Here is a 23,945-nt window from a genome sequence, read left to right on the forward strand (position 1 = left end):
TTATATTTTCTTTATTCCCCCTTCGGGGGTAAGGGGGATTCTACCCTTTATCCGACAATCTCAAAATATCTCCAAAAACTCCTCTTGCTGTCACCGCTGATCCAGCGCCCGCTCCTTGAATTACTATTGGTCGATCTCCGTAGGACTCTGTGTAAATCTCGAAGAAAGAATCAGAACCTTTCAATCCTCCTAATGCAGTATCTGAAGGAACTGAAACTAATTTCACTTCTAGTATTCCTTTATCATGCTGCAAATCTCCAGACAATTCGCCTATATATCTTAAGACATGATTCGGTTTTTGGTCTGCTTTTATTTTGTCATAAATAGGATCAAATTCCTTAAGCTTTGTTAAAAAATCAGCAACATCACCTTCACGTAAATGTTCTGGAATAAGATTTTGAATCTTAATTTCTTCAAATTCATTTTGCAAATCTAGTTCTCTTGCTAAAATCAATAATTTTCTTCCTACGTCATTACCGCACAAATCTTCTCTTGGATCTGGCTCCGTGTAACCGTTGTCAATTGCTTCTTTTAGAATTTCGCTAAAAGGCGCATCTTTTGCAGAGAAATTATTGAATAAATAGCTCAAAGTTCCAGAGAAAACCCCTTTAATTTTAGTAATATTTTCTCCTGAAAGATGCAGTAATTTAATCGTATCAATCAATGGCAAACCAGCTCCAACATTGGTTTCATACAAATAGTTCTTTTGGTTATCTGCTAATGATTTTCTTAAGTCTTTATAAAAACCATAGCTTAATGTGTTTGCTACTTTATTTGAAGAAATTAAATCGAAGCTGCTTTCCACCAGCGGAATATAGTTTTCAACAAATGCAGCACTCGCTGTATTATCGATGGCAATTAAATTTTCTAAATGATGTTCGTTTGCATAAGCAATAACGTCTTCCATCGTATAAGGAATTCCTTGATCTTGAATTTGATTTTTCCACTGTAAAGAAACTCCGTTTTTATCTAAAAGAATTTTTTTAGAATTGGCAATGGCAAAAACATTTAGTTTAATATGTTTTCTTTTATCAATTGCTTCAGCAGACTCTAAAATTTGATTAATCAAAGTTCCTCCCACTAGACCATGTCCAAAAACAGCAATGTTGATTTTTTTTGAAACACCAAAAATCTCACCGTGAATGACATTTAATGCTTTATAAAGTTCGGTTTTTTTAACCACTAAACTCACGTTTTTACCCGTAACAGTATTATTAAATAGTATAGGAATAATTTTATTTTTAATTAAAGCAGTATAGGGTTTATGAAACGTACTTAAATCTTGGCCAATAATTGAAATTACCGAAACATTATCAGTCACTGTAATTTTATTCACATCTTTAGAATAGAAATCATTTTCGAATTCTTTTTCTAATTCGATCATTGCTCTTGTGGCTTTATCAGCTGCAACCACTAATCCAATTCCTCTTTCTGATGAACCTTGTGAAATGATACTTACACTAATATCATTATCGCCCATTACTTTAAAAATACGAGCATCTACACCTGTTTTCCCCAACAATCCTCTTCCTTCAAGATTTACTAAAGCTACATTCTCTAAAACGGAAAGTGTTTTTATTCCCGCTCCTGCAGCATTAGCCGTAATGAGTGTTCCTTTATTTTCGTGATTAAACGTATTTAAAATACGAAGCGGAATATTTTTTTCTAATAAAGGAATGATAGTTTTAGCATGCAGAATAGTTGCGCCAAAATTAGCCAACTCATTTGCTTCATTAAAAGTCAAGTGATCTATTTTTTTTGCATCAAATACTAAATCTGGATTGGCAGTGTATATTCCGTCAACATGTGTGAAGTTCTGAAGTTCTTCCGCATTAATGAAATTTGCTATTAGTGAAGCTGTGTAATTACTTCCATTTCTACCTAAAGTAGTAGTTTCATTTTTGGCGTTCGCACCAATAAAACCTGTAATTACTAAAACGGCGTCTTCATTTTCTTTAAAAATCTGGATGATATTCTTTTTCGATGCCCCTTCTATAGGTTGAGCATCGCCAAAATTCGAGTCCGTAACTATCAATTCACGGGTATCGGCAAATTTTGCAAGAATACCTCTTTCGTTTAGTAAGAAGACGAGTAATTTAGCCGAAAGCACTTCACCTTGTGCCAAAATTTGATCTTGAATTTTAGTACTGTAATCGCCTATCAAACTCACTCCTTCAAAAAGTTTATCTAATTTTTCAAATTCAACAGAGAAATCAATTGATTCAAATCCATCTTTTTGATATTTTTTAAAACTCTCTAAAAGTGGTTTGTAATTACCATTTTTCACAGCGATTGTTAAAATATCATCAAGTTCATCAGTAGCTTTTCCTCTTGCGGATACAACAACAGTAACTTTTTCTTCTTGCTTTATTTTACTTTCAATAATATTTAGAACCGTATTAATCCCTTCCCCATTTGCTAAAGATTTTCCGCCAAATTTCAGTACTTTCATTTGTTTTTTATTTTTGAAGACTACTTCTAATAAATTGTCTAATTGTTCATATTCTATCAAGAAAGCATCATGTCCGTGCTGCGAGTCAATCTCGCTATAGAATACATTGTTTTTAAATTTTTTGATATCGTTGTATGTTTCTTTATTCTCCTTTGCCGTAAAAAACAAGTCAGAGTTGATTCCTACTATATAAATATTGGCATCAACTTTAGAAATAAGAGATTCAAAAGATTCTCTATTCCGAGTGATATCAATGGTTTTTAATAATTGATTCATCATCTTGTAGGCCGATAACTGAAATCTTTTTTCCAATTTTTCTCCGTGATAATTCAACCAACTCTCCACTTGAAAAGTTTCGAGTTGCACATTAATATCTCGATTAAATTTTTCCTTAAAAGATTCAGGAGTTCGGTAACACAACATTGCGTGAATGCGTGCATCTTCTATAGGTTTTTTAGAATTATTTAAGATTTGCTCTTGCAAATAACAGTTAGCAATCAACCAATCGGTAGCCTTCCAATCGGTAGCAATGGGAATGAAATTTTGAGTTAATTTAGGCTCTAAGGCCAAAATTTCCCAACCTATTCCTCCACCTATTGATCCACCGATAAGCGCAAAAAGTTGATCAACTTTTAGCACACGAAGTCCTTCCAGAAAAATTTTAGCAATATCTCTTGCAATAAAATCCTTGTAATTGTCGATGGTAGCTGAATTAAAACCATTGCCTGGAACATCAAAAGCGATGATGGTATATTTTCGGGTATCAATTGTTTTATCAACGCCTACTATTTCGTTCCACCAACCAGCTTCACCAATAACTTGTGAGTTTCCAGTTAAAGCATGATTAATTAAAATTATGGGAGCAGAATGCAAATCGGCGCCAAAAATCTGATAGCTTAAATTTAGGGTAGCATAGAAAGCACCATTATGAGTGGTGAAATCTTGTAATTTAATTAATGAAGGTTTATTTTCCAATTTCAAATCTTTTATGATTTTTGATTTGTGTCTGGAAATATTAGAAAGAAAGCTAGAATATTGGGTATCTAGACGAATTCTTATTGTTATCTTTCCTAGCAACTGAAACAAATTCAGTTCAAGGTAGAATGCAGCACCTTCTCCGATAAATCGAAGGGTTGCTAAGGCTTCATCGGGTCTAATCCCTCTGCCTTTCTTTATAACATTTCAATACAAGTGTGAACTTAAAGCAGCAAATTAACTGCTATTATTTTTAAAAACCAAATTTTCGTGTCTTTTGATTTTTATAAGAAAAATAAAAGCAAAGTGTTAAACTTATAAATTAAAAGTAAAACTATACTATATCAGAGTAACACTTTGCATTTTTTTGTATCATCAGATAATGGAAATTACTTTCCCATTTCCTAAATAAACAACGCTTCATTCTCTTTTGAATACATTAAAAAAAGTAATGAATCTGTCACTTTATTTTGTGGCAAAGCATCATTTTTTGAAAATTCAAATCTCGAATCGATTAGTTCATTGATAAAGTCGTTCCCCTTTACTGTTTTATTTCTGAAATTAATACTTTTTAATAACTGAAATGTTTTTGCAAAATACTTAGTTGCACTCATAATTTAATAATTGTTTAGGTTTATAAAATTCTTTTTTGTTCTTATTGTTGTTATACTATCTTAGTTTTCAAATACTAGTAAAAAAACAAAAACCCTTTTAGATGACTATCCAAAAGGGTTTTAAGTTATATATCAAACTTATACTTTTGGAATCAACAGTCATGCATGCATAAAATGGTACACACCACAATTACATTGGTGACTTTTACGGTATTTATTGTCTTGTTTATTAGTTTTTTCATCTATTTCCGATTCTAATATAAATCAATTTAATTTTGTATGCTCATAAAAAAAGCCTCCCTATCATGGGAAGCTTATTTCTTATAATTTTAATTTAAAATTATGCAATAAACTACCCTCAGGAATTATCCTGACCGACTTTAAACATAGTGTAAATTGTATATTTCATCTTTATTTTTTTCAAAATCAAATATGCAACTTTTAATTCATATTTCCAAATAAAAAGACTGGATTTCTAATATTAAATAATCGTTAACAACCTTCTATTGTTTTCATATTCATCAGTCTTTCAATTTGTTGATCATTCAAACGATTGTATTTGTAGGCCCTGCTGATTTGCTTTTTAAAAAATTGCCATTTCTGCTGCATATAAGGATATAATGATAATGAATTCATATTCCCCTCGTTTGACTTTTTGTAATGCTTTTTATATTCTTTAAAATAGTTACAATAATCATCTAAATATTTATCCCATTTTAAATCTCCTGTTTTGTTACTTGTTTTCGATGCTTTTTGCTCCGCTACTAGTATTTCTCGTGACTCCATAATGAGATTGTTATTTTATTTTAATTTTATTTCTACTTCCAGCTAAAAAACACATCAACATATTGCTTTTCTTTTTTTTTAACTCGTAGCAAATCTACTGCGCTTATCTGCTACTTATCTTACACAATAAGGATTAATACTTATATAACTTTTTTGTATCATCACTTAAAAAATATAAAAGCTTTACAGAAACTTCGAATTTTTTCTTTGAAACCAAAATCTAACTAGAACTCTATCGTTATTCTTCAAAAAAAGATTTAGTTAGAAATATGTAATTTTTCACAATTAAAAAACCAAATTTTAATAAAGTTCTTTAATTGTGAAATTACTATTGAATTATGATCATTTTTTAAACTAATTAAAATCATAGTCTTTAAACAAATTCAGATTGTTTTATACTTTTAAAAGCCACTTTTAAATCGGTAATTAAATCCTGAATATCTTCTAATCCTACAGACAATCGTATTAAGTCATTAGGAACTCCTGCTGCAGCTTTTTGTTCATCGGATAATTGCTGATGAGTAGTACTAGCAGGATGAATTATTAATGATTTAGTGTCGCCAATATTAGCTAATAGCGAAAATAATTTAGTTTGATCTGCTACTGTTTTTGCTGCTTCAAATCCTCCTTTTAACCCAAAAGTCACTACTCCACTTTGCCCTTTTGGTAAATACTGCTGAGCTAAATTATAGTATTTACTGGATTTCAAACCTGGATAATTTACCCAAGCCACTTCTGGTTGCTCTTCTAACCATTGCGCTAATGCCAAAGCATTTTCACTGTGGCGTTGTACACGAATGGGCAAAGTCTCTAATCCTTGTATAATCTGGAAGGCATTAAACGGACTCAAAGCTGCTCCAAAATCACGCAGACCTTCAATTCTAACCTTAGCAATAAAAGCTGCTTTTCCTAAAGCTTCATTGTAAATTAATCCGTGATAACCTGCTGAAGGCTCTGTTAATTCAGGAAATTTCCCATTAGTCCAATCAAAGTTTCCAGCATCAATAATCACACCTCCAAGAGAAGTTCCGTTTCCAGTGATGTATTTTGTTAAAGAGTGCACTACGATATCCGCTCCAAAATCTATAGGATTTAACAAATAAGGGGATGCAACTGTATTATCAACTATAAAAGGGACTTTTGCGGCTCTTGCTTCCTTAGAAATACCTTTTAAATCTAAAACGTCTAATTTTGGATTCCCCAAGGATTCTACAAAAAAAGCTCTCGTATTTTCTTGAACAGCGTTCTTAAAGTTTTTTGTATCCGATGGATCTACAAATGTTGTGGTGATACCAAGTCTTGGTAATGTCACATTAAATAAATTGAAAGTTCCGCCGTATAAACTATTGGAAGCTACAATGTGATCTCCCGCTTTTAACAAAACTAACAATGCAGTAGTAATGGCAGCTGTACCAGAGGCTGTAACTACCGCTCCTATTCCCTTTTCTAGAATAGCCAATCGCTGCTCTAGAATATCGTTTGTTGGATTATTAAGTCTTGTATAAATAAATCCTGGCTCCTCTAATCCAAAAACTTTGGCGGCGTGTTCCGAATTATTAAAAACGTACGAACTTGTTTGATAAATTGGAACCGCTCTTGTTCCTGCTGTTTTAGTAACATCATGTCCTGCATGTAATGCATTTGTCTCAAATTTTTGTGTACTCATAATCTTCAAATTTAAATTAGTTGGTTTGTTATTAATTGCTTCTTTTTTTTATTTCTGATCTTAAAAAATAATACTCATATACTGGATTTATTAATTTAATTCCAAAAAAAAACCCCTGCTTTTCGCAGAGGTCTTAATTATATATTTTAAATTTTTAAAACTATACAATAGCGTGCTCTGCGGAAGGCTCCGGCATCATAACACACATATTGAAAGTTTTAATTGTCATTTTTCTTTATTTTATTTTACAAATCTGCAAACTATATTTGAATAAAACAAATAAAAAATAAATTATTTACTAATCCTATAGATTTAATAGGTTTTATTAAATTGTCTTAAATTATATTAAAAAAACAAAAGATTAATTTACAATTCAAAATGGTTTCATACATTTGCACCCTAATACAAGAGGAAAAATTTGAACTGATTGCAACCTCTTCATAATGAAACAAATTCATTGTGAATACTGAAAATTTTTCAGTAGAAAAAATGCTAAAGCAGAAACGCTCCTTTAGTCCTTTTCAGCAATTATTTTTTCTCATTTAATTTTAAAAATAATAATTATTATGGCCTATTTATTTACGTCAGAATCTGTAAGCGAGGGACACCCAGACAAAGTTGCAGATCAAATTTCAGATGCATTAATCGATAATTTTTTAGCATTTGATGCTGATTCAAAAGTAGCTTGTGAAACTTTAGTAACTACCGGTCAAGTAATACTTGCTGGTGAAGTAAAATCAAACACTTATTTAGACGTTCAACAAATTGCTCGTGATGTAATCAGAAAAATTGGTTATACGAAAAGCGAATACATGTTCGAAGCTAATTCTTGCGGTATTCTTTCTGCTATACACGAACAATCTGCTGATATTAATCAAGGTGTTGATAGAGCAAATCCTGAAGAGCAAGGTGCTGGTGACCAAGGAATGATGTTTGGTTACGCAACTAACGAAACAGAAAATTACATGCCATTGGCGCTTGACTTATCTCATAAATTATTGCAAGAATTAGCAATTTTAAGAAGAGAGAATAAAGAAATTACCTACTTGCGCCCTGATGCAAAATCTCAGGTAACATTAGAATATAGCGATGACAATAAACCAACTCGTATTGATGCAATTGTAATCTCTACACAACACGATGATTTTGATGAAGAAGCAGTTATGCTTGCAAAAATCAAAAAAGACATTGTGGAGATATTAATTCCAAGAATTATTGCAAAAAACCCAACGCACGTACATTTATTTAATGATACAATCCAATACCATATCAATCCAACTGGGAAATTCGTAATTGGAGGACCACACGGAGATACTGGACTTACTGGAAGAAAAATTATTGTAGATACTTACGGTGGAAAAGGGGCTCACGGTGGTGGAGCATTTTCTGGAAAAGATCCAAGTAAAGTAGATAGAAGTGCTGCTTATGCAACGCGTCATATCGCTAAAAACTTAGTTGCTGCGGGAATTGCTGATGAAATTTTAGTTCAGGTTTCTTACGCAATTGGTGTTGCAAAGCCAATGGGTATTTTTATTGATACTTACGGAACGTCTAAAGTAAACTTGACCAATGGTGAAATCGCCAAGAAAGTAGAAGCTATTTTTGACATGCGTCCTTACTTTATTGAGCAACGTTTAAAATTGAGAAATCCTATTTATAGCGAAACGGCTGCATACGGACACATGGGACGTACACCTGAAACTGTTACAAAGACTTTTACAGCTCCCGGAGGTTTAACAAAAACGGTAGAAGTAGAATTATTCACTTGGGAAAAATTAGATTTTGTTGACCAAGTTAAAACAGCATTTGGACTATAAATCATTTTCTTATCTACTATTATAATTAGAAACAGAAAAAAACGGTCTTCTATACAAAAAAACCGCAATTAAAAAGAATTGCGGTTTTTTTATTTTAATTCTTTTAGCAAAATTGTAAATAATTCTTTCAAAGAATATTATTTACAGTACATTAAAAAGCAATTAATAATAAAAAATCATAAAAAAACCGTCGCTTTATAGAAACGACGGTTTTTTTTATTTTCAATAATGTAAAATTAGAATTTGTATGTAATTCCAAGTTTAGCACCACTTACTACATTACCACCACCTAACTGAAGATTTACTCCAAAGTTATCACTGAAGAAATAACGACCACCTACTTGTAGACCGATACCAAAATTTTCAGCACCATTATAACCACTAAGTTTTTCTCCGTCATATTTTGTAGTCCAACTGTAGTAATTTAAGTTAGCTCCAGCATAAAAATCCCATTCACTAGGAATACTCAACAATTCATTAAAATGATAGTTACCGTTTCCTTGAATCCCTAAAATAGAACTTTTTACTTTACCATTTCCATAACCATAATTTTCATTGTAAGATTGGTAAGAAAGTTCTGCTCCAAGAGTCCAGTTTGTTGCAATACCGTAATCAAGACCGACATAAACAGGTGTTCCCCATCCAGAAGTTCCAACTCCAGCATTTAATTGAACTCCTCCTTCTTCTAAAGGAGCCTGAGCATTTGCAAAACTAAAAGCGAATACAGCTAATAAAAGAGCGATTTTTTTCATGTTTAAATTTTTAAATTAATTTGATTATTGTGTAAATAACATCTGTAAAAGTAGTATTTTTCTATTGAATAAACAAAAAATCAGTATATCGTTGGTGATTTTAGTACAAAAAACAAACGATTATTCTATTTCTTAAGGGTCTAGAATGTATTGTATGGATAAAATTAAAATCATATTTCGGTATTTTTAATAGATTCTATTTCTTGATCCTTTTTAATTTTGAAAAAAATATAGTTTTATTCAATACCATTAAAGTTCCTGAGAAAATCTAATTAGGCAAAAAAATATTTTTCATCAAGTTATTTAAATTAATAAAAAAGTGATCCTTTTTTGTAATGGTTAAATCGTAAATTCGTCTTCATGAAAAAAATTATATTTTTATTTATCATCACCTTTTATACCGCTCTTTCAAGTCAAAACATTGAAATAATAGGCTCTAAAACGAATACGCTTGTTTTTGATGGAGATGAATTTTTGGGATATGACAATTTAGGTTTTTATTATTTTATAAAAAATAATGTGTTTCATAAACGGAACAATCAAAACAATCTCGAGTATAAAAACATAAGTCTTGGAAAAATTACGAAAATCGACATACAAAACCCTTTTAAAATAATTGTGTTTTATGAAAACTTCAATACAATAATTCTGCTAGACAATCAATTGAATGAAATTCAAAGCATTAATTTTTCAGAGGACAACACCCCTATTATAGCTACAGCTGTTGGTCTTGCATCTCAGAATCAGTTCTGGATTTACAACACTATGAATCAGCAAATAGGGCTTTACGATTATTTAAAAAAAGAATACCGAGCGATCGCTGTTCCATTTATTGACACTATAAAATACTACCAATCCGACTTTAATTCCTTTTCCTGGATAGATCAAAAAAATAATTGGTATAGTTGCGATATTTTTGGAAAAATAGTTTTGAGAGGAATATTGCCAAATTCAGATTACACATTGATTATAAATAAAAATCAAATTATGTACGCTAAGTCAGGAATTATAACTCTTGAAGATGCCGAGAAACAGAAAAAATATGAAATAAAAATTCCCGAAAAAACCTTTAATAAATTCTATTACAAGGACCAAATTTTATCTATTTTTACATCAGAAGGAATTACAAATTATAAAATCATAATACCGTAATGCACATAGCAATAGCAGGAAATATAGGTTCAGGAAAAACTACTCTAACGCGTTTATTAGCCAAACACTTTAAATGGGAACCCCATTTTGAGGATGTAGTTGACAATCCATACTTAGATGATTTTTACCATCAAATGGAACGTTGGTCTTTTAATTTACAAATTTATTTTCTCAACACCCGTTTTCGACAAGTGATGCAAATTAGAGAAAGTGGCAAAAAGATCATACAAGACCGAACTATTTATGAAGATGCACATATTTTTGCTCCCAATCTTTATGCAATGGGATTAATGACAAGTCGTGATTTTCAGAATTACTCCTCTCTTTTTGAATTAATGGAATCAACTGTGAAACCACCAGATTTATTAATCTATTTGAGAAGTTCGATTCCTAATCTAGTAGGACAAATTCACAAAAGAGGAAGAGAGTATGAGAACTCTATTTCGATTGATTATTTAAGCCGATTAAATGAACGTTATGAGGGTTGGATACAAACCTATGATAAAGGAAAATTAATGATAATAGATGTTGATAATATTAATTTTGTTGACAGTCAGGAAGATTTAGGAAATATTATCAATAGAATAGATGCCGAACTAAACGGATTATTCTAAAATACGCTCCAATATTCTCACCATAAGAAAGGGAGAAACAATAAAATTAATAAAAACTAAATATAAAAATGCCTCACTCCTAATTTTTAGAGTGAGGCATTTTTTGTAAAACTTTGTCAAATTTTTAAACTTTCACAAAGATGATTTAATCATTATTTTAAAGCGTCTATTTTAGCTTGAACTTCGGCGTCGGTTCCTTCAAATTTTTGAATTTCTTCTTTTCCGTCTATCGTCGTTTTTATGGTAGCTGTTACCTTTCCATCAATGTTTGACTTTTCGATAGACACTTCTTTTGAAGAAGAGAAATGCGTAGCGACTGATTTCTCATTCATAAATTTACAACTTGAACTTGTACAACCCTTAGCTAAACACTCTTCTTTAGACATTGAAGTACACATTTCTGAAGTAGCGCAACATGCTGGTTTATCCAGAACAGTATGACTACCGTTGCCTAAAATTGGAGCGATTACTAAACCAATCAAACAAGTCAATTTAATTAAAATATTCATCGATGGTCCAGATGTATCTTTAAACGGATCTCCAACAGTATCACCAGTTACCGCTGCTTTATGAGCATCAGAACCTTTATAAGTCATCTCACCATTTATCAAAACTCCGGCTTCAAAAGATTTTTTAGCATTATCCCAAGCTCCACCAGCATTATTTTGAAAAACTGCCCAAAGCACACCCGAAACAGTAACTCCAGCCATATAACCACCGAGCATTTCGGCTACTAATTGGTTATTACTACTGTAAACTAACTTACCTAAAAGTACAATTGCAATAGGGAAACCAATAGTAAGAATTCCTGGCAACATCATTTCACGTAGTGCTGCTTTCGTAGAAATATCAACACATTTTGCGTATTCTGGTTTCCCAGTTCCTTCCATAATTCCAGGAATTTCTCTAAACTGACGACGTACTTCGTACACCATATCCATCGCTGCTTTTCCAACAGAGTTCATTGCCAAAGCAGAGAAAACTACAGGAATCATTCCGCCCACAAATAGCATAGCTAAAACAGGGGCTTTAAAAATATTAATTCCGTCAATTCCTGTAAAAGTAACATAGGCTGCAAATAAAGCCAATGAAGTTAATGCTGCCGAAGCAATTGCAAATCCCTTTCCAGTTGCTGCTGTTGTATTTCCTACAGAATCTAAGATATCAGTTCTCGTACGTACTTCTTTAGGCAACTCGCTCATTTCAGCAATTCCACCTGCATTGTCTGATATTGGTCCAAAAGCATCGATTGCTAATTGCATTGCAGTTGTTGCCATCATTGCAGAAGCTGCAAGTGCAACTCCATAAAAGCCAGCCAATGCATAGGTTGACCATATAGCTGCTGCAAATAATAAAACAGTCGGAAAAGTAGAAATCATTCCAGTTGCCAATCCAGCAATTACATTAGTTCCTGCACCCGTTGATGATTTTTGTACAATGGCCATAACTGGTTTTGTACCTAATCCGGTATAATATTCTGTAACTGATGAAATAGCACCACCAACAAATAAGCCAATTAGTGATGCATAGAAAACTCTCGTTGAAGAAATATCTTGTAAGCCTTCGCCAAAGAAATTCATTTTCATAGTTTGAGGTAACATCCACTGAATTAAAAAGAAACAAGCGATAGCTGTAAGTACAATAGAAACCCAGTTTCCAATGTTAAGTGCTTTTTGAACTTGTGGCTCTTTAGCATTATCGTCTGTAATTTTGACTAGTAGAGTTCCGACGATAGAGAATAAGATTCCGAAACCAGCAATTGCCATAGGTAATAGTATTGGACCAATTCCGCCAAAACCATTTTCTACTATATTCCCTCCCATATCTTTGATTACATAGTTTCCTAATACCATTGCTGCTAAAACGGTAGCAACATAAGAACCAAATAAATCCGCACCCATGCCCGCAACATCGCCAACATTGTCCCCAACATTATCAGCAATAGTCGCTGGATTACGTGGATCATCCTCTGGAATACCCGCTTCTACCTTACCAACTAAATCAGCTCCTACATCAGCGGCTTTGGTATAGATACCACCTCCAACTCGAGCAAATAATGCAATAGATTCAGCTCCTAACGAGAAACCAGCCAATGTTTCCAGTACAATTGTCATTGTCTCTGTGTCTTTCCAAACGCCTCCAGAAAGTATTTGAAATAAAATTATAAAGAAAGTTGTTAATCCTAAAACTGCTAGACCTGCAACTCCCAAACCCATAACAGTACCACCACCAAAAGAAACTTTTAGTGCTTGTGGCAAACTCGTACGTGCAGCTTGGGTGGTTCTAACATTGGTTTTAGTAGCGATTTTCATTCCCATATTTCCTGCCCAAGCTGAAAATATAGCTCCAAAAATAAAGGCAACTACTATTAGTAAATGTGTTTTTACACCTGGAATAAAAGTAATTCCGGCTAAAACAATGCTAGCTCCTATAACAAAGAAAGTCAACAACCTATATTCTGCTTTTAAAAAAGCTAAAGCTCCTTCGTAGATGTAATCTGAAATCTCTTTCATTTTTCCATCTCCTGGATCTTGTTTTAAAACCCAGGCTCTTTTATACATCATAAAAAGAAGGCCAACTATTGCCATAATTATTGGCACATAAATCATTATTGAATCCATAATTTTTGTTTGGTTTTTGGTTAAATTAACAATGTAACTTAACGAAAATAAACAAAAAAGCAATACTCTTAACGGAGTATTGCTTTTTTTATAAAAATCACAAATTAATTATTTAATGCTAAATAATCCTTTTGGTTTGTTTTCAATCTGATTGAAACGGTCTGTACATTGTTTGATTATAGAATAAGCTTCCTTAACATCTCCCCAACCACCTACGTCAACACTTTTGTTTTCAAGATCTTTATATACTTGAAAAAAGTGCTCGATTTCTTTTAATAAGTGTGGATTCATATCTGATAAATCATTCAATGAATTCCAAATTGGATCTGAAACAGGAACGCAAATTACTTTTTCATCTGGTCCTTTATCGTCTGCCATATGGAAAACACCTATTGGTTTTACTTCCATAACACATCCAGGAAAAGTTGGCTCATTTACTAATACCAAAACATCTAATGGATCTCCGTCTAAAGCTAAAGTTTCAGGAATAAATCCGTAATCAGCAGGATACATCATTGAAGAAAATAACATTCTGTCAAAACGCATTCTTTTTATTTCGAAATCATATTCGTATTTATTTCTACTTCCTCTTGGTATTTCGATTAATACATCGAAAGTTGTTAATTTGTCTGCAGTCATTTTAATTTTTCTTATCTATAATTATGGGTGCAAAAGTAAGGAATCTAACTCTTTTTTACAATAAAAATAAATACACTTTCAATTGATTGTGTTTTAAAAGTGAACACGTTAATAAACAACTCTTCGATTTCGCTTTTTTAAATAATGATGCCATAAAAGATACGTCGCAAAGGAGCGATAAGGACTCCACTTTTCAGCATACTTTTCCATAGCCTCTTTATCGTGAATATCCAGTAATTCTTTTATAGTGTTTACAACCGCAATATCTCCTAATGGTAATAAATCAGGCACTTGCAAACAAAACATCAGGTAAATATCAATAGTCCAATTGCCTATTCCTTTAATTTTTATAAGTTCCTGCCGAACTTCTTGCGCAGTTTTGTTTGGCAAACTTTCTAAATCAATTTCTTTATTTAAAATAGCTAACGCTAAAGCTTTTATATAACTCGTTTTTTGACGAGTTACTCCAAAATTCCTAAAAACTTCATCCGAAACAATCGATAAAACTTCTGGAGTTATTGTTTTTTGACTGTCTTTTATTTTTAGAAATGTAGCTTTGGCCGAATCAATAGAAACTTGTTGCTCTAAAATTAGCAACAATAACGTTTCAAATCCTTGCGGTCTTTTTGGAATTAAAGGCAATCCAAATTGATCAATAATTATCCTGAAAATCCGATCTTTTTCTGCGAGATAATCAAATGCTTCTTGCATAATCTAATTTTTTTTTAATCATCTTAAATTTAAATAGCCTTACATCCAATTCTTTTAGGTTTGGATGTAAGGCTAAAAATATCTCTATTAAAAATTAAATCCAAATGAGGCTTTAACTGTAAATCGATTGGTATCGGGAGTGTTTAAATAATTACCTCGCCAAGAAAAATCAACTCGGAATAATTTAAAAATATTCCCAACTCCAGCACTATATTCCCAATATCCTTTTTCTGGTGCATTATAGGATAATCCAGAAGCATTTATGGCTCTATTATCATCAGAAATACTACCATATACTCCTTTTACCGAAATTATTTCTCTCCAGTTCAATTTACGCATAAACGGAATTCTAGAAAAAATCCGTCCTCCAAAATTGTGGTTCCATTGTACAGTAGCATATTGATCTGAAATAAATTCATAATAATTTAGATTACTGAACGTATTTTCGATACTGAAAAAAGTTTGATTTCCTGGAATAACACTCATTAATCCTAAAGGAACAGTTCCAAAAGTTTTACCCAATTCCATAATAATATTAGAGCGTCCTAATGGACCAATAATAATTGGTTGTTTAAAATACAATTGCAATTTATCATATTGAAAGTCACTATCTAGCAAGCCTTTAAAACCATGACTGTAATTTACAAAAAAGCGACTGTAAGGACTATCTACAATTTCACGTTCTACCGCGTATCCAATGGTTCTCCTTTTGGGAGTATATTCAATTTGAAAACTAACTTCTGATTGTTTTACATCACTTTTAACAACACCATTAACTCTATCGGTGTAATAATCTAAACTAAATGTAGAAGAAGCAGACTCCAAGGTACGGTACGAAAAACCTGTTTGAAAAGTTAAGTTTTTCACAGGCTCCATTTCTACTGCTATATTACTTAAATTAATATTGGTTAGTTTTCCATTATTTCCTGATGAGAATACAGAGGAAGAAGCACCGCTCCTACCCAAAATATCATAAGTCGCAGTCAAACTCGCACCGATTTGCTCGATGTCACGTCTATTTCCTCCTGATAAAATAAATCTATTTTTCTTATCGACCATCCATTTTCCAGAAAATCCGTATTTAAATTTATCATCTTTAAAACCATAAGCCGTATATCCTTGTATACGCCAAGTGTCATTAGTTCCAAAATAGGTTCTTCCTCCTGCACGCAATCTTGCTCCTTCTACTTCATTGTAGCCAAATGTGGAAAAAATAGGACCGTAATCGAAATTACCAAATTGTACAAATCCGCTAGCAAGTACTTGAACAGAACTGTAAATTTGTTTGAATTTTTTAACGGTCTGCAAAGTATCAAGCATTTTATATACCCCTAATTCGTCTTTATTTAAATTTTCGAAACGATTTTCCTCCCAGTATTCATCCGACTTATTATAAACTTCAGGATCCTTATAATTTACTTCCTCTTTATAAAAAGCAATTGGTTTGACATTATTGAATTTATGATCTCTGAAATAGGTTGTTCTTTTTCCGTAAATCCCTTTAGACTTTTCTTTTTTGTTTAAAGCAAAGTCGGACATTAAATAATCTTTGGTCAACAAGAAAACCGAATCACTAACAACCTCAAATTCTTGCTCAAGATAGATATCTTTCACCCAGTTGATGTTGGCGCTTTTGGTAACAGCCATATTGATTTTCTTGATCGCAAAAGTGGTATCGTTTACCCAAAAATCACCTTTAAAAGTTAATTCATTTTTACGTCTTGGATAAAATATAATATTATAACACCATTTGTTATCAATATAAGTGCTGTCTTTTAGGATATAATTATAAACATCGATACCTGTTTTAGAAAGCGGGCTTGTAAAACTTTTGTCAAAAAAAGTTAAATAGTTATTATAGATATTATAATCAGAATACAAATCTTTTACAAAATTTAAAATTTGCTGATTTCCATTAAAACCTGATGTCTTGCTGGCTTTTAGTTTTTCTTTTATTTTTTTTAATTTTAAATCACCATAAACATCAGACAAGGCCTCGTTTACAAAAATGGGTAAATAGGTTTTTCCTGTAACTTTTGAAGTATCCATTTGATTAAAAATAAACTCCATTCCTTTGAAAAGCTTATTTTTCATAAAAGCACTGTCTATAGAATTCATATCAAATTCTATTTTTTCGTACTTCTCCATTTGATACTGATTGAACATGTACAATCCGTTTTGGCGTTTCTTTTCCCAAATTTTACGCAGTATATCAAGAGCAGGATTATTCTTTTTAGAAGTTTTACCAGTAAAAACAACTACTTCATTTAAACTCTCCGCTTCATTGAGCTGAATTCTCATATTATAATTAACCGCTTTTGGCAACACAATTTCCTTTTCAGAAAAACCTACAGAGGAAATCACTAAAGCCGTATACGTTTTTGGAGATTCTAAATAAAACAACCCATCTTCATTAGCAACAATTCCTTCACTAGAATTCTTAAATACTACATTAGCAAAGGGTATGGGCTGATTCATCTTGTCTAAAACAACGCCACCAGCTTTGGTCTGTGCAAAAACAGCACTTACCGAAACAAATAAAAACAACAGTATTACAATATTTTTTTTCATAATCGTTCCAAAAAAAAACTTCATCAAATAAATAATTGATGAAGTTTCAAATATAGTGAATTACAGCACTTAAATAATCAGAATTTAATGTTTCAATTATTAAATTTCAATCAAATTCAAATCTTTCAGTAGCTGTTATTTTTTATACATTACTTTCTTAACTGCTTTTATAACATCTTCTGAATTAGGCAACCATTCTTTCAATAATACTGGAGAATATGGCGCTGGAGTATCTGCAGTTGTGATACGTTGTATTGGTGCGTCAAGAAAGTCGAAAGCACGCTCTTGAACAATATAAGTAATCTCTGAAGCGACACTTGCAAAAGGCCACGCTTCTTCAAGAACTACCAATCTATTTGTTTTTCTAACTGATGTTAAAATCGTTTCATAATCCATAGGACGAACCGTTCTTAAATCAATTATTTCACATGAAATTCCTTCTTTAGCCAATTCATCAGCAGCAATATGAGCTTCTTTTATAATTTTTCCAAAAGAAACGATTGTTACATCTGTTCCTTCACGCTTAATATCAGCAACTCCTAGAGGAATTGTATATTCGCCATCAGGAACTTCCCCTTTATCACCATACATTTGTTCCGATTCCATGAAAATTACTGGATCGTTATCGCGAATAGCAGCTTTTAATAATCCTTTAGCGTCATAAACAGTAGATGGAACTACAACTTTAAGCCCAGGAGTATTGGCAAACCAATTTTCTAAAGCTTGAGAGTGTGTTGCTCCCAATTGTCCTGCAGAAGCAGTTGGGCCACGAAAAACAATAGGAACATTAAATTGACCACCTGTCATCTGACGCATCTTGGCAGCATTATTAATAATTTGATCAATACCAACCAAACAAAAGTTAAAAGTCATGTATTCTACGATAGGACGACATCCATTCATAGCAGATCCAACTGCAATACCGGTAAAACCTAGCTCAGCAATTGGAGTATCAATAACTCTTTTTGCACCAAATTCAGCAAGCATTCCTTTAGAAGCTTTGTAAGCACCATTATATTCTGCAACTTCTTCACCCATTAAGTATATGGACTCATCGTGACGCATTTCCTCACTCATCGCTTCGCAAATAGCCTCTCTAAATTGTATCGTTCTCATATTATTATGTTGTATGTGTCTAAATTTTTCGAACAGCAAAAATAAATATTTTATATCACTTTAATGCATAAAAAATCCTAAATTAATTTTAGAACATTAGTTCTCCTTTTGAGATCCAATTCAAAACTCATAAAGCCTATAAACTACTTAAATTAAGAGGCACATTTAGCTCTTTATAACCAACTGTCTAACATACAATAATAAGCCTACAAAGACTCTTTCAATATTAATGCTCCGAAAACGTAATAGCTAACAAAAAATATTATGCACGCATAGTATATTATTCAAATTAATATTTTAAATTTGTAAAAGAAATTAAAGAATAACTAAATATATACTTATGAAAATATTAGTTTGCATCAGTCACGTTCCTGATACTACTTCAAAAATTAACTTTGTCAATGGTGATTCTGAATTTGACACTAATGGAGTTCAATATGTAATTAATCCTAATGATGAATTTGGATTAACACGTGCCATTTGGTTTCAAGAACAACAAGGAGCAACGGTAACAGTTGTAAATGTAGGAGGACCAGACACGGAACCAACTTTAAGAAAAGCTTTATCAATTGGCGCAAACGAAGCAATTCGTATAAACGCTACTCCTACGGATGGTTTTTTTGTGGCTAAACAGTTAGCCGAAGTAATTAAAAACGCAGGATATGACATCGTAATTGCAGGAAAAGAATCTTTAGATTACAATGGCGGAATGGTTCCAGGTATGATAGCAGGAATTCTTGGATATAACTTCCTAAATTCATGTACAAACTTAACCGTTGACGGAACTAACGTAAAAGCAGTTCGTGAAATTGATGGTGGTAAAGAAACTGTAGCTACAACTTTGCCATTAATTATTGGTGGTCAAAAAGGATTAGTAGAGGAAAAAGACTTGCGTATTCCGAACATGAGAGGAATTATGACAGCAAGAACTAAAGCCTTAACAATACTTGAGCCAGTAGAGGCTACTGTAAATACTAAAGCGGTAAAATTTGAAAAACCAGCTCCAAAATCTGCGGTAAAATTAATTGCTGCTGATAATTTAGACGAATTAATCAATCTATTACACAACGAAGCAAAAGTGATCTAGAAATTGGATTACAGAATTAGGACAAACGATTTTTGATTGCTAATGACAAAAAAAATGTAAATTCCTTATTCAAATTCCTGAAATCTAAAATTACAATTCAAAAATCTAAAATCTAAAATCATCATGTCTATATTAATATATGCAGAATATGCAGAAGGAAAATTCAAGAAAGTAGCTTTCGAATTGGCCTCATATGCAAAAAAAGTAGCTGAAACATTAGGAACAACTGTTACAGCAGTAACTGTTAATGCTGGAGATGTTTCGGAATTATCAAAATACGGTGTGGATAAAGTTTTAAAAGTAAACAATGATAAATTATCTGGATTTACTGCAAAGGCATATGCTGATGTGATTAAACAAGCCGCACAAAAAGAAAATGTAAAGCTAGTATTACTATCTTCAACAACTGATAGTGTTTATTTATCTTCTCTTGTTTCCGTAGCGCTAGAAGCAGGTTACGCTTCAAACGTTGTTGGACTACCTGTATCAACTTCACCATTTCAAGTAAAAAGAAATGCTTTTTCAAATAAAGCGTTTATGATTACTGAAATCACAACTGATGTTAAAGTTCTTGGATTAGCTAAAAATTCTTATGGGATTTTTGAAAATACATCTACTTTGACAGAAGAAGATTTCAACCCAACCATTGGAGAAAATGATTTTGGTGTAAAAGTAGAATCTGTTGAAAAAGTTACTGGAAAAGTATCTATCGCAGATGCAGAAGTTGTAGTTTCAGCAGGACGTGGATTAAAAGGTCCTGAAAACTGGGGAATGATAGAAGAACTAGCTACTGTTCTTGGAGCAGCAACAGCTTGTTCTAAACCAGTATCTGATTTGGGTTGGAGACCTCACGGAGAACACGTAGGACAAACAGGAAAGCCTGTTGCAGCAAACTTATATATAGCAATTGGTATTTCAGGAGCTATTCAACACATTGCAGGAATCAACTCTTCTAAAGTAAAAGTTGTTATCAATAGCGACCCAGAAGCACCTTTCTTTAAAGTTGCAGACTACGGAATTGTAGGAGATGCTTTTGAAATCGTACCTCAATTAATTGAAAAATTAAAGGCTTTTAAAGCGCATAACTAGTCGTTACAATAAAACAGTTTTAATGCTATCTAAAAATAAGATATTTGTATCTTTGCGTTTAGATAGCATTTTTTTTGCAATCTGTTTTTTTAAAAGTATTCGGTAATTACCATTACAACATCTATGAGCTTAGTTAAATTATCTATAAAAGGAATTTCTTACAGTCAGACTCAAAACGGAGCCTATGCTTTGATATTGAATGAAGTTGACGGCGAACGTAAGTTACCAATCGTTATCGGCGCTTTTGAAGCACAATCTATTGCAATTGCCTTAGAAAAAGAGATAAAGCCACCACGCCCACTGACGCATGATCTTTTTAAAAATTTTGCAGAGCGATTTGATATTGTTGTAAAACAAGTGATCATTCATAAATTAGTTGATGGAGTTTTTTACTCGAGTATCATTTGCGAAAGAGATAAAATAGAAGAAATCATTGATGCTCGTACATCCGATGCGATAGCTTTAGCATTACGCTTTAACGCTCCTATTTTTACCTACAAAAACATTCTTGACAAAGCTGGGATTTACTTAAAAACTAATCCTTTAGACCCAAACAAAGACACTCAAGAATTAGATGATGTTCTTTCTAATCCAGACACTTTTGGTCGTGAAGAAGAAAGCAATCAATCCGGACATACGTATTCTAAACATACGCTGCAGGAATTAAATGAATTATTGGATCAAGCTGTTTCACATGAGGATTATGAAAAGGCAGCCAAAATTAGAGACGAAATTTCTAAAAGAGAACTTTAATGGCTTTTTTTAGTCTAAAAAAAGCAATATATAAAGCGATTTTTCAATAGATATCAAATTAAAAACTACTACGTACCTACCAATAATATGAAACAATATTTAGATTTAGTACAGCATGTAATGGACAATGGTTGTCAAAAAGGAGACCGAACGGGCACGGGAACAAAAAGTGTTTTTGGTTACCAAATGCGTTTTGACTTGAGCGAAGGATTTCCGATGGTTACCACTAAAAAATTACATCTTAAATCTATTATTTATGAATTGCTTTGGTTCCTTAAAGGAGATACCAATATTAAATATCTTCAAGAAAATGGAGTGAAAATTTGGGATGCTTGGGCTGATGCCAATGGAGATTTAGGTCCAGTTTATGGTCATCAATGGCGCAATTGGAATAGCGAAGAAATTGATCAAATCTCTGACTTAATTACAGAGTTAAAAAACAATCCTAACAGTCGTAGAATGTTAGTTTCAGCTTGGAATCCTTCTGTTTTACCAGACACTACAAAGTCTTTTGAAGAAAATGTAGCCAATAACAAAGCAGCTTTACCTCCATGTCATGCGTTTTTTCAATTTTATGTTTCTGAAGGAAAATTATCCTGCCAATTATACCAACGAAGTGCTGACATTTTTTTAGGAGTTCCTTTCAACATTGCATCTTATGCGTTATTAACTATGATGATCGCTCAGGTTTGTGACTTACAACCCGGAGAATTTATTCATACTTTTGGCGATGCACACATTTACAACAATCATTTTGAACAACTAGAATTGCAATTGTCTCGTGAGCCAAAACCATTGCCTAAAATGATTTTGAACCCAGAGATAAAAAATATTTTTGATTTTGATTTCGAAGACTTTACTCTAGAAGGCTATGATCCTCACCCAGCTATAAAAGGAAATGTAGCCGTATAAAGTATTTTTTGTACAAAAATTTACTTTTCATTATTTAGAATTTTCAAAACATTTTGGATACATTTTTGAAAATGAGTTTCTATTATTTATTAAATAAATAGAATAATGTAATGCAATAAAGTAAAAATTCATTTTTTTGTTTATAAATATAAATCCCTAGTTCTATAAAAACCAATTATAGGCTTATCTATCCAAATTAAATAATCTTAAATCATTTCTGCAACTTCCCAAAATAAATTTTATCTTTATAAACTAAAATCAAATCGATGGAAAAAGAAGTACATGAACAATATGAATATGCCCGAAGAAGGATAAAGCAAAAAAAGAGATTATATTTCCATTTTGTCGTTTTCGTTTTAGGAAGTTTATTATTATTTCTTGGACATCAATTCTTAAATAGTAATGTAGTCTCTGACTGGTACCAATGGATAATTGCTGTATGGCTGTTTTTATTCCTTCTTCATTTTATAAAAATATTTATAACTGATCGATTCATGAATAAAAACTGGGAAAGAGATCAAATTGATAGATTAGTAGCTTTACAACAAAAGAAAATAGAGCAATTAAAGTTAAAAATAGAGAGTGACGAACCTAATAATAGCATCTAATTATGATTACAATGATTGCGGCGGCGGGCGAAAATAATGCTTTAGGAAAAGATGGTAAAATAGTTTGGCACTTGCCCAATGATTATAAAAGATTTAGGAGACTTACAACTGGACATCATATTATAATGGGTCGTAAAACTTACGAGAGTCTTCAAAAACCATTACCTAATAGAAAGCATATCATAATTACAAGACAAAAAGACTATAAAGCAGAAGATTGCATTGTGGTTGACACGATTGAAAAAGCTTTAGAAGCATGTCCAAAAGAGGAAGATTCATTTATAATAGGAGGTGGAGAAATTTATACAATTGGAATTTCTTATGCTGACAAAATCGAACTAACTAGAGTTCATGGCAGTTTTGAAGCAGATGCTTATTTTCCTGAAATTGACAAAACAGAATGGAAATTAGAAAAATCTGAATTCAATGAAAAAGATGATTTTCATAAATATGAATACACTTATGAAACTTATCTTAGAGAATAAAACAAAAAAACATCCTTTACAGGATGTTTTTTTTGACCAATGATTTTAGAAACGAGTTACTCTTGAAAGTTAATTTGATAAAATAACATAAATATCACAAACACTAATAGCACTCCAGAAATGAAGGTTATCAGGTTTGCAACTCTTTGAGAGTACATCTCAAAAAAGCCTTTAATACCAAATACCACGAAGGTACTAAAGACGAAAAAAATTAAAATTTCCAAAAACAAATTTAATCCTAAGAACGTGTGTTGCGTTGTAAATAAAATACTGGGATGTAACACAGTATTCTCAAAAAAACTCACAAGAATAAATGAGATAATTAACGCTAAAACTATCCATTTAATTTGGCTCATTGTTTCTTTTTTAATCATTTAAAAGGTCTACTATTATTGTCACAAATGTGGATATTATAATTTGGAGTTACAATACCCACTTTTAGTGATATTTCTAACAATACCCTTTCATCCTGTTTAAATTATTTATTTTGAACCTATAAAAAAGTAATTCTCAACCCAAATTATT

19 protein-coding genes and 1 riboswitch are annotated in these 23,945 nt (G+C 32.1%); of the genes, 9 read left to right on the forward strand and 10 right to left on the reverse strand.

The features are described from left to right. Positions 1 to 40: 40 nt before the first annotated feature. The 4 genes from thrA to H2650_RS13445 form a co-directional block, all read right to left on the reverse strand. Positions 41 to 3,427: a bifunctional aspartate kinase/homoserine dehydrogenase I gene (gene thrA, locus H2650_RS13430; protein ID WP_188051331.1), complete on the reverse strand. Its 3,387-nt coding sequence runs from the start codon at positions 3,425 to 3,427 to the stop codon at positions 41 to 43. A gap of 83 nt (positions 3,428 to 3,510) precedes the next feature. Then, positions 3,511 to 3,633, reverse strand: a riboswitch (SAM riboswitch). Positions 3,634 to 3,831: 198 nt separating this feature from the next. Beyond that, positions 3,832 to 4,041: a hypothetical protein gene (locus H2650_RS13435; protein WP_188051456.1), complete on the reverse strand. Its 210-nt coding sequence runs from the start codon at positions 4,039 to 4,041 to the stop codon at positions 3,832 to 3,834. A 492-nt stretch (positions 4,042 to 4,533) separates the two neighbouring features. Then, complete coding sequence (locus H2650_RS13440) at positions 4,534 to 4,827, reverse strand: hypothetical protein (RefSeq protein ID WP_188051332.1); 294 nt, start codon at positions 4,825 to 4,827, stop codon at positions 4,534 to 4,536. Between the two features lie 373 nt (positions 4,828 to 5,200). After that, a complete protein-coding gene (locus H2650_RS13445; RefSeq protein WP_188051333.1) occupies positions 5,201 to 6,493 on the reverse strand; it encodes an O-acetylhomoserine aminocarboxypropyltransferase/cysteine synthase family protein in 1,293 nt (430 codons plus the stop codon). Between the two features lie 566 nt (positions 6,494 to 7,059). Between H2650_RS13445 and metK the strand changes: the two genes are divergently transcribed. Next, positions 7,060 to 8,310, forward strand: a complete 1,251-nt coding sequence (metK, locus tag H2650_RS13450) for a methionine adenosyltransferase (protein WP_188051334.1) — start codon at positions 7,060 to 7,062, stop codon at positions 8,308 to 8,310. Between the two features lie 236 nt (positions 8,311 to 8,546). Here the strand turns inward: metK and H2650_RS13455 are convergent, their stop codons facing one another. Continuing rightward, positions 8,547 to 9,062 carry an outer membrane beta-barrel protein gene (locus tag H2650_RS13455; protein WP_188051335.1) on the reverse strand — a complete coding sequence of 172 codons (516 nt, stop codon included), beginning with the start codon at positions 9,060 to 9,062 and terminating at the stop codon, positions 8,547 to 8,549. Positions 9,063 to 9,422: 360 nt separating this feature from the next. Between H2650_RS13455 and H2650_RS13460 the strand changes: the two genes are divergently transcribed. Both H2650_RS13460 and H2650_RS13465 read left to right on the forward strand, forming a co-directional pair. Continuing rightward, positions 9,423 to 10,214, forward strand: a complete 792-nt coding sequence (locus H2650_RS13460) for a hypothetical protein (protein WP_188051336.1) — start codon at positions 9,423 to 9,425, stop codon at positions 10,212 to 10,214. Next, entirely contained in the window at positions 10,214 to 10,828 is a 615-nt protein-coding gene (locus H2650_RS13465) for a deoxynucleoside kinase (protein ID WP_188051337.1), read from the forward strand. Before H2650_RS13460 ends, H2650_RS13465 begins: the two co-directional genes overlap by 1 nt. A 152-nt stretch (positions 10,829 to 10,980) precedes the next feature. Here H2650_RS13465 and H2650_RS13470 read toward each other — a convergent pair whose 3' ends face one another. From H2650_RS13470 to H2650_RS13490, 5 genes are all read right to left on the reverse strand, one after another. Next, positions 10,981 to 13,449, reverse strand: coding sequence for a sodium-translocating pyrophosphatase (locus H2650_RS13470; protein WP_188051338.1), 2,469 nt, complete (start codon positions 13,447 to 13,449; stop codon positions 10,981 to 10,983). Between the two features lie 108 nt (positions 13,450 to 13,557). Then, positions 13,558 to 14,088, reverse strand: coding sequence for an inorganic diphosphatase (locus tag H2650_RS13475; RefSeq protein ID WP_188051339.1), 531 nt, complete (start codon positions 14,086 to 14,088; stop codon positions 13,558 to 13,560). Between the two features lie 108 nt (positions 14,089 to 14,196). Then, positions 14,197 to 14,799 (reverse strand): DNA-3-methyladenine glycosylase, encoded by a 603-nt coding sequence (locus H2650_RS13480; protein WP_188051340.1) that lies wholly within the window; start codon positions 14,797 to 14,799, stop codon positions 14,197 to 14,199. A gap of 87 nt (positions 14,800 to 14,886) precedes the next feature. Continuing rightward, on the reverse strand, positions 14,887 to 17,370 hold the full coding sequence (locus H2650_RS13485) for a DUF5686 and carboxypeptidase-like regulatory domain-containing protein (RefSeq protein WP_188051341.1): 2,484 nt from the start codon (positions 17,368 to 17,370) through the stop codon (positions 14,887 to 14,889). A gap of 135 nt (positions 17,371 to 17,505) precedes the next feature. Then, on the reverse strand, positions 17,506 to 18,486 hold the full coding sequence (locus H2650_RS13490) for a pyruvate dehydrogenase complex E1 component subunit beta (protein WP_188051342.1): 981 nt from the start codon (positions 18,484 to 18,486) through the stop codon (positions 17,506 to 17,508). Positions 18,487 to 18,826: 340 nt separating this feature from the next. Between H2650_RS13490 and H2650_RS13495 the strand changes: the two genes are divergently transcribed. From H2650_RS13495 to H2650_RS13520, 6 genes are all read left to right on the forward strand, one after another. Then, positions 18,827 to 19,573, forward strand: a complete 747-nt coding sequence (locus tag H2650_RS13495; RefSeq protein WP_188051343.1) for an electron transfer flavoprotein subunit beta/FixA family protein — start codon at positions 18,827 to 18,829, stop codon at positions 19,571 to 19,573. Positions 19,574 to 19,696: 123 nt separating this feature from the next. Continuing rightward, positions 19,697 to 20,662 (forward strand): electron transfer flavoprotein subunit alpha/FixB family protein, encoded by a 966-nt coding sequence (locus H2650_RS13500; RefSeq protein ID WP_188051344.1) that lies wholly within the window; start codon positions 19,697 to 19,699, stop codon positions 20,660 to 20,662. Between the two features lie 123 nt (positions 20,663 to 20,785). After that, positions 20,786 to 21,415, forward strand: a complete 630-nt coding sequence (locus H2650_RS13505) for a bifunctional nuclease family protein (protein ID WP_188051345.1) — start codon at positions 20,786 to 20,788, stop codon at positions 21,413 to 21,415. A gap of 87 nt (positions 21,416 to 21,502) precedes the next feature. Next, positions 21,503 to 22,327, forward strand: a complete 825-nt coding sequence (locus H2650_RS13510; RefSeq protein WP_188051346.1) for a thymidylate synthase — start codon at positions 21,503 to 21,505, stop codon at positions 22,325 to 22,327. A gap of 266 nt (positions 22,328 to 22,593) precedes the next feature. Next, the gene (locus tag H2650_RS13515) at positions 22,594 to 22,935 is read left to right on the forward strand and encodes a 2TM domain-containing protein (RefSeq protein WP_188051347.1); all 342 of its coding nucleotides are present in this window, start codon (positions 22,594 to 22,596) and stop codon (positions 22,933 to 22,935) included. Between the two features lie 2 nt (positions 22,936 to 22,937). Then, positions 22,938 to 23,420: a dihydrofolate reductase gene (locus tag H2650_RS13520; protein ID WP_188051348.1), complete on the forward strand. Its 483-nt coding sequence runs from the start codon at positions 22,938 to 22,940 to the stop codon at positions 23,418 to 23,420. The last annotated feature ends 525 nt before the right edge of the window (positions 23,421 to 23,945 follow it).

Origin of the sequence: Flavobacterium sp. GP15 (assembly GCF_014281985.1) — a bacterium.
In the GTDB taxonomy this organism is placed as follows: domain Bacteria; phylum Bacteroidota; class Bacteroidia; order Flavobacteriales; family Flavobacteriaceae; genus Flavobacterium; species Flavobacterium pygoscelis.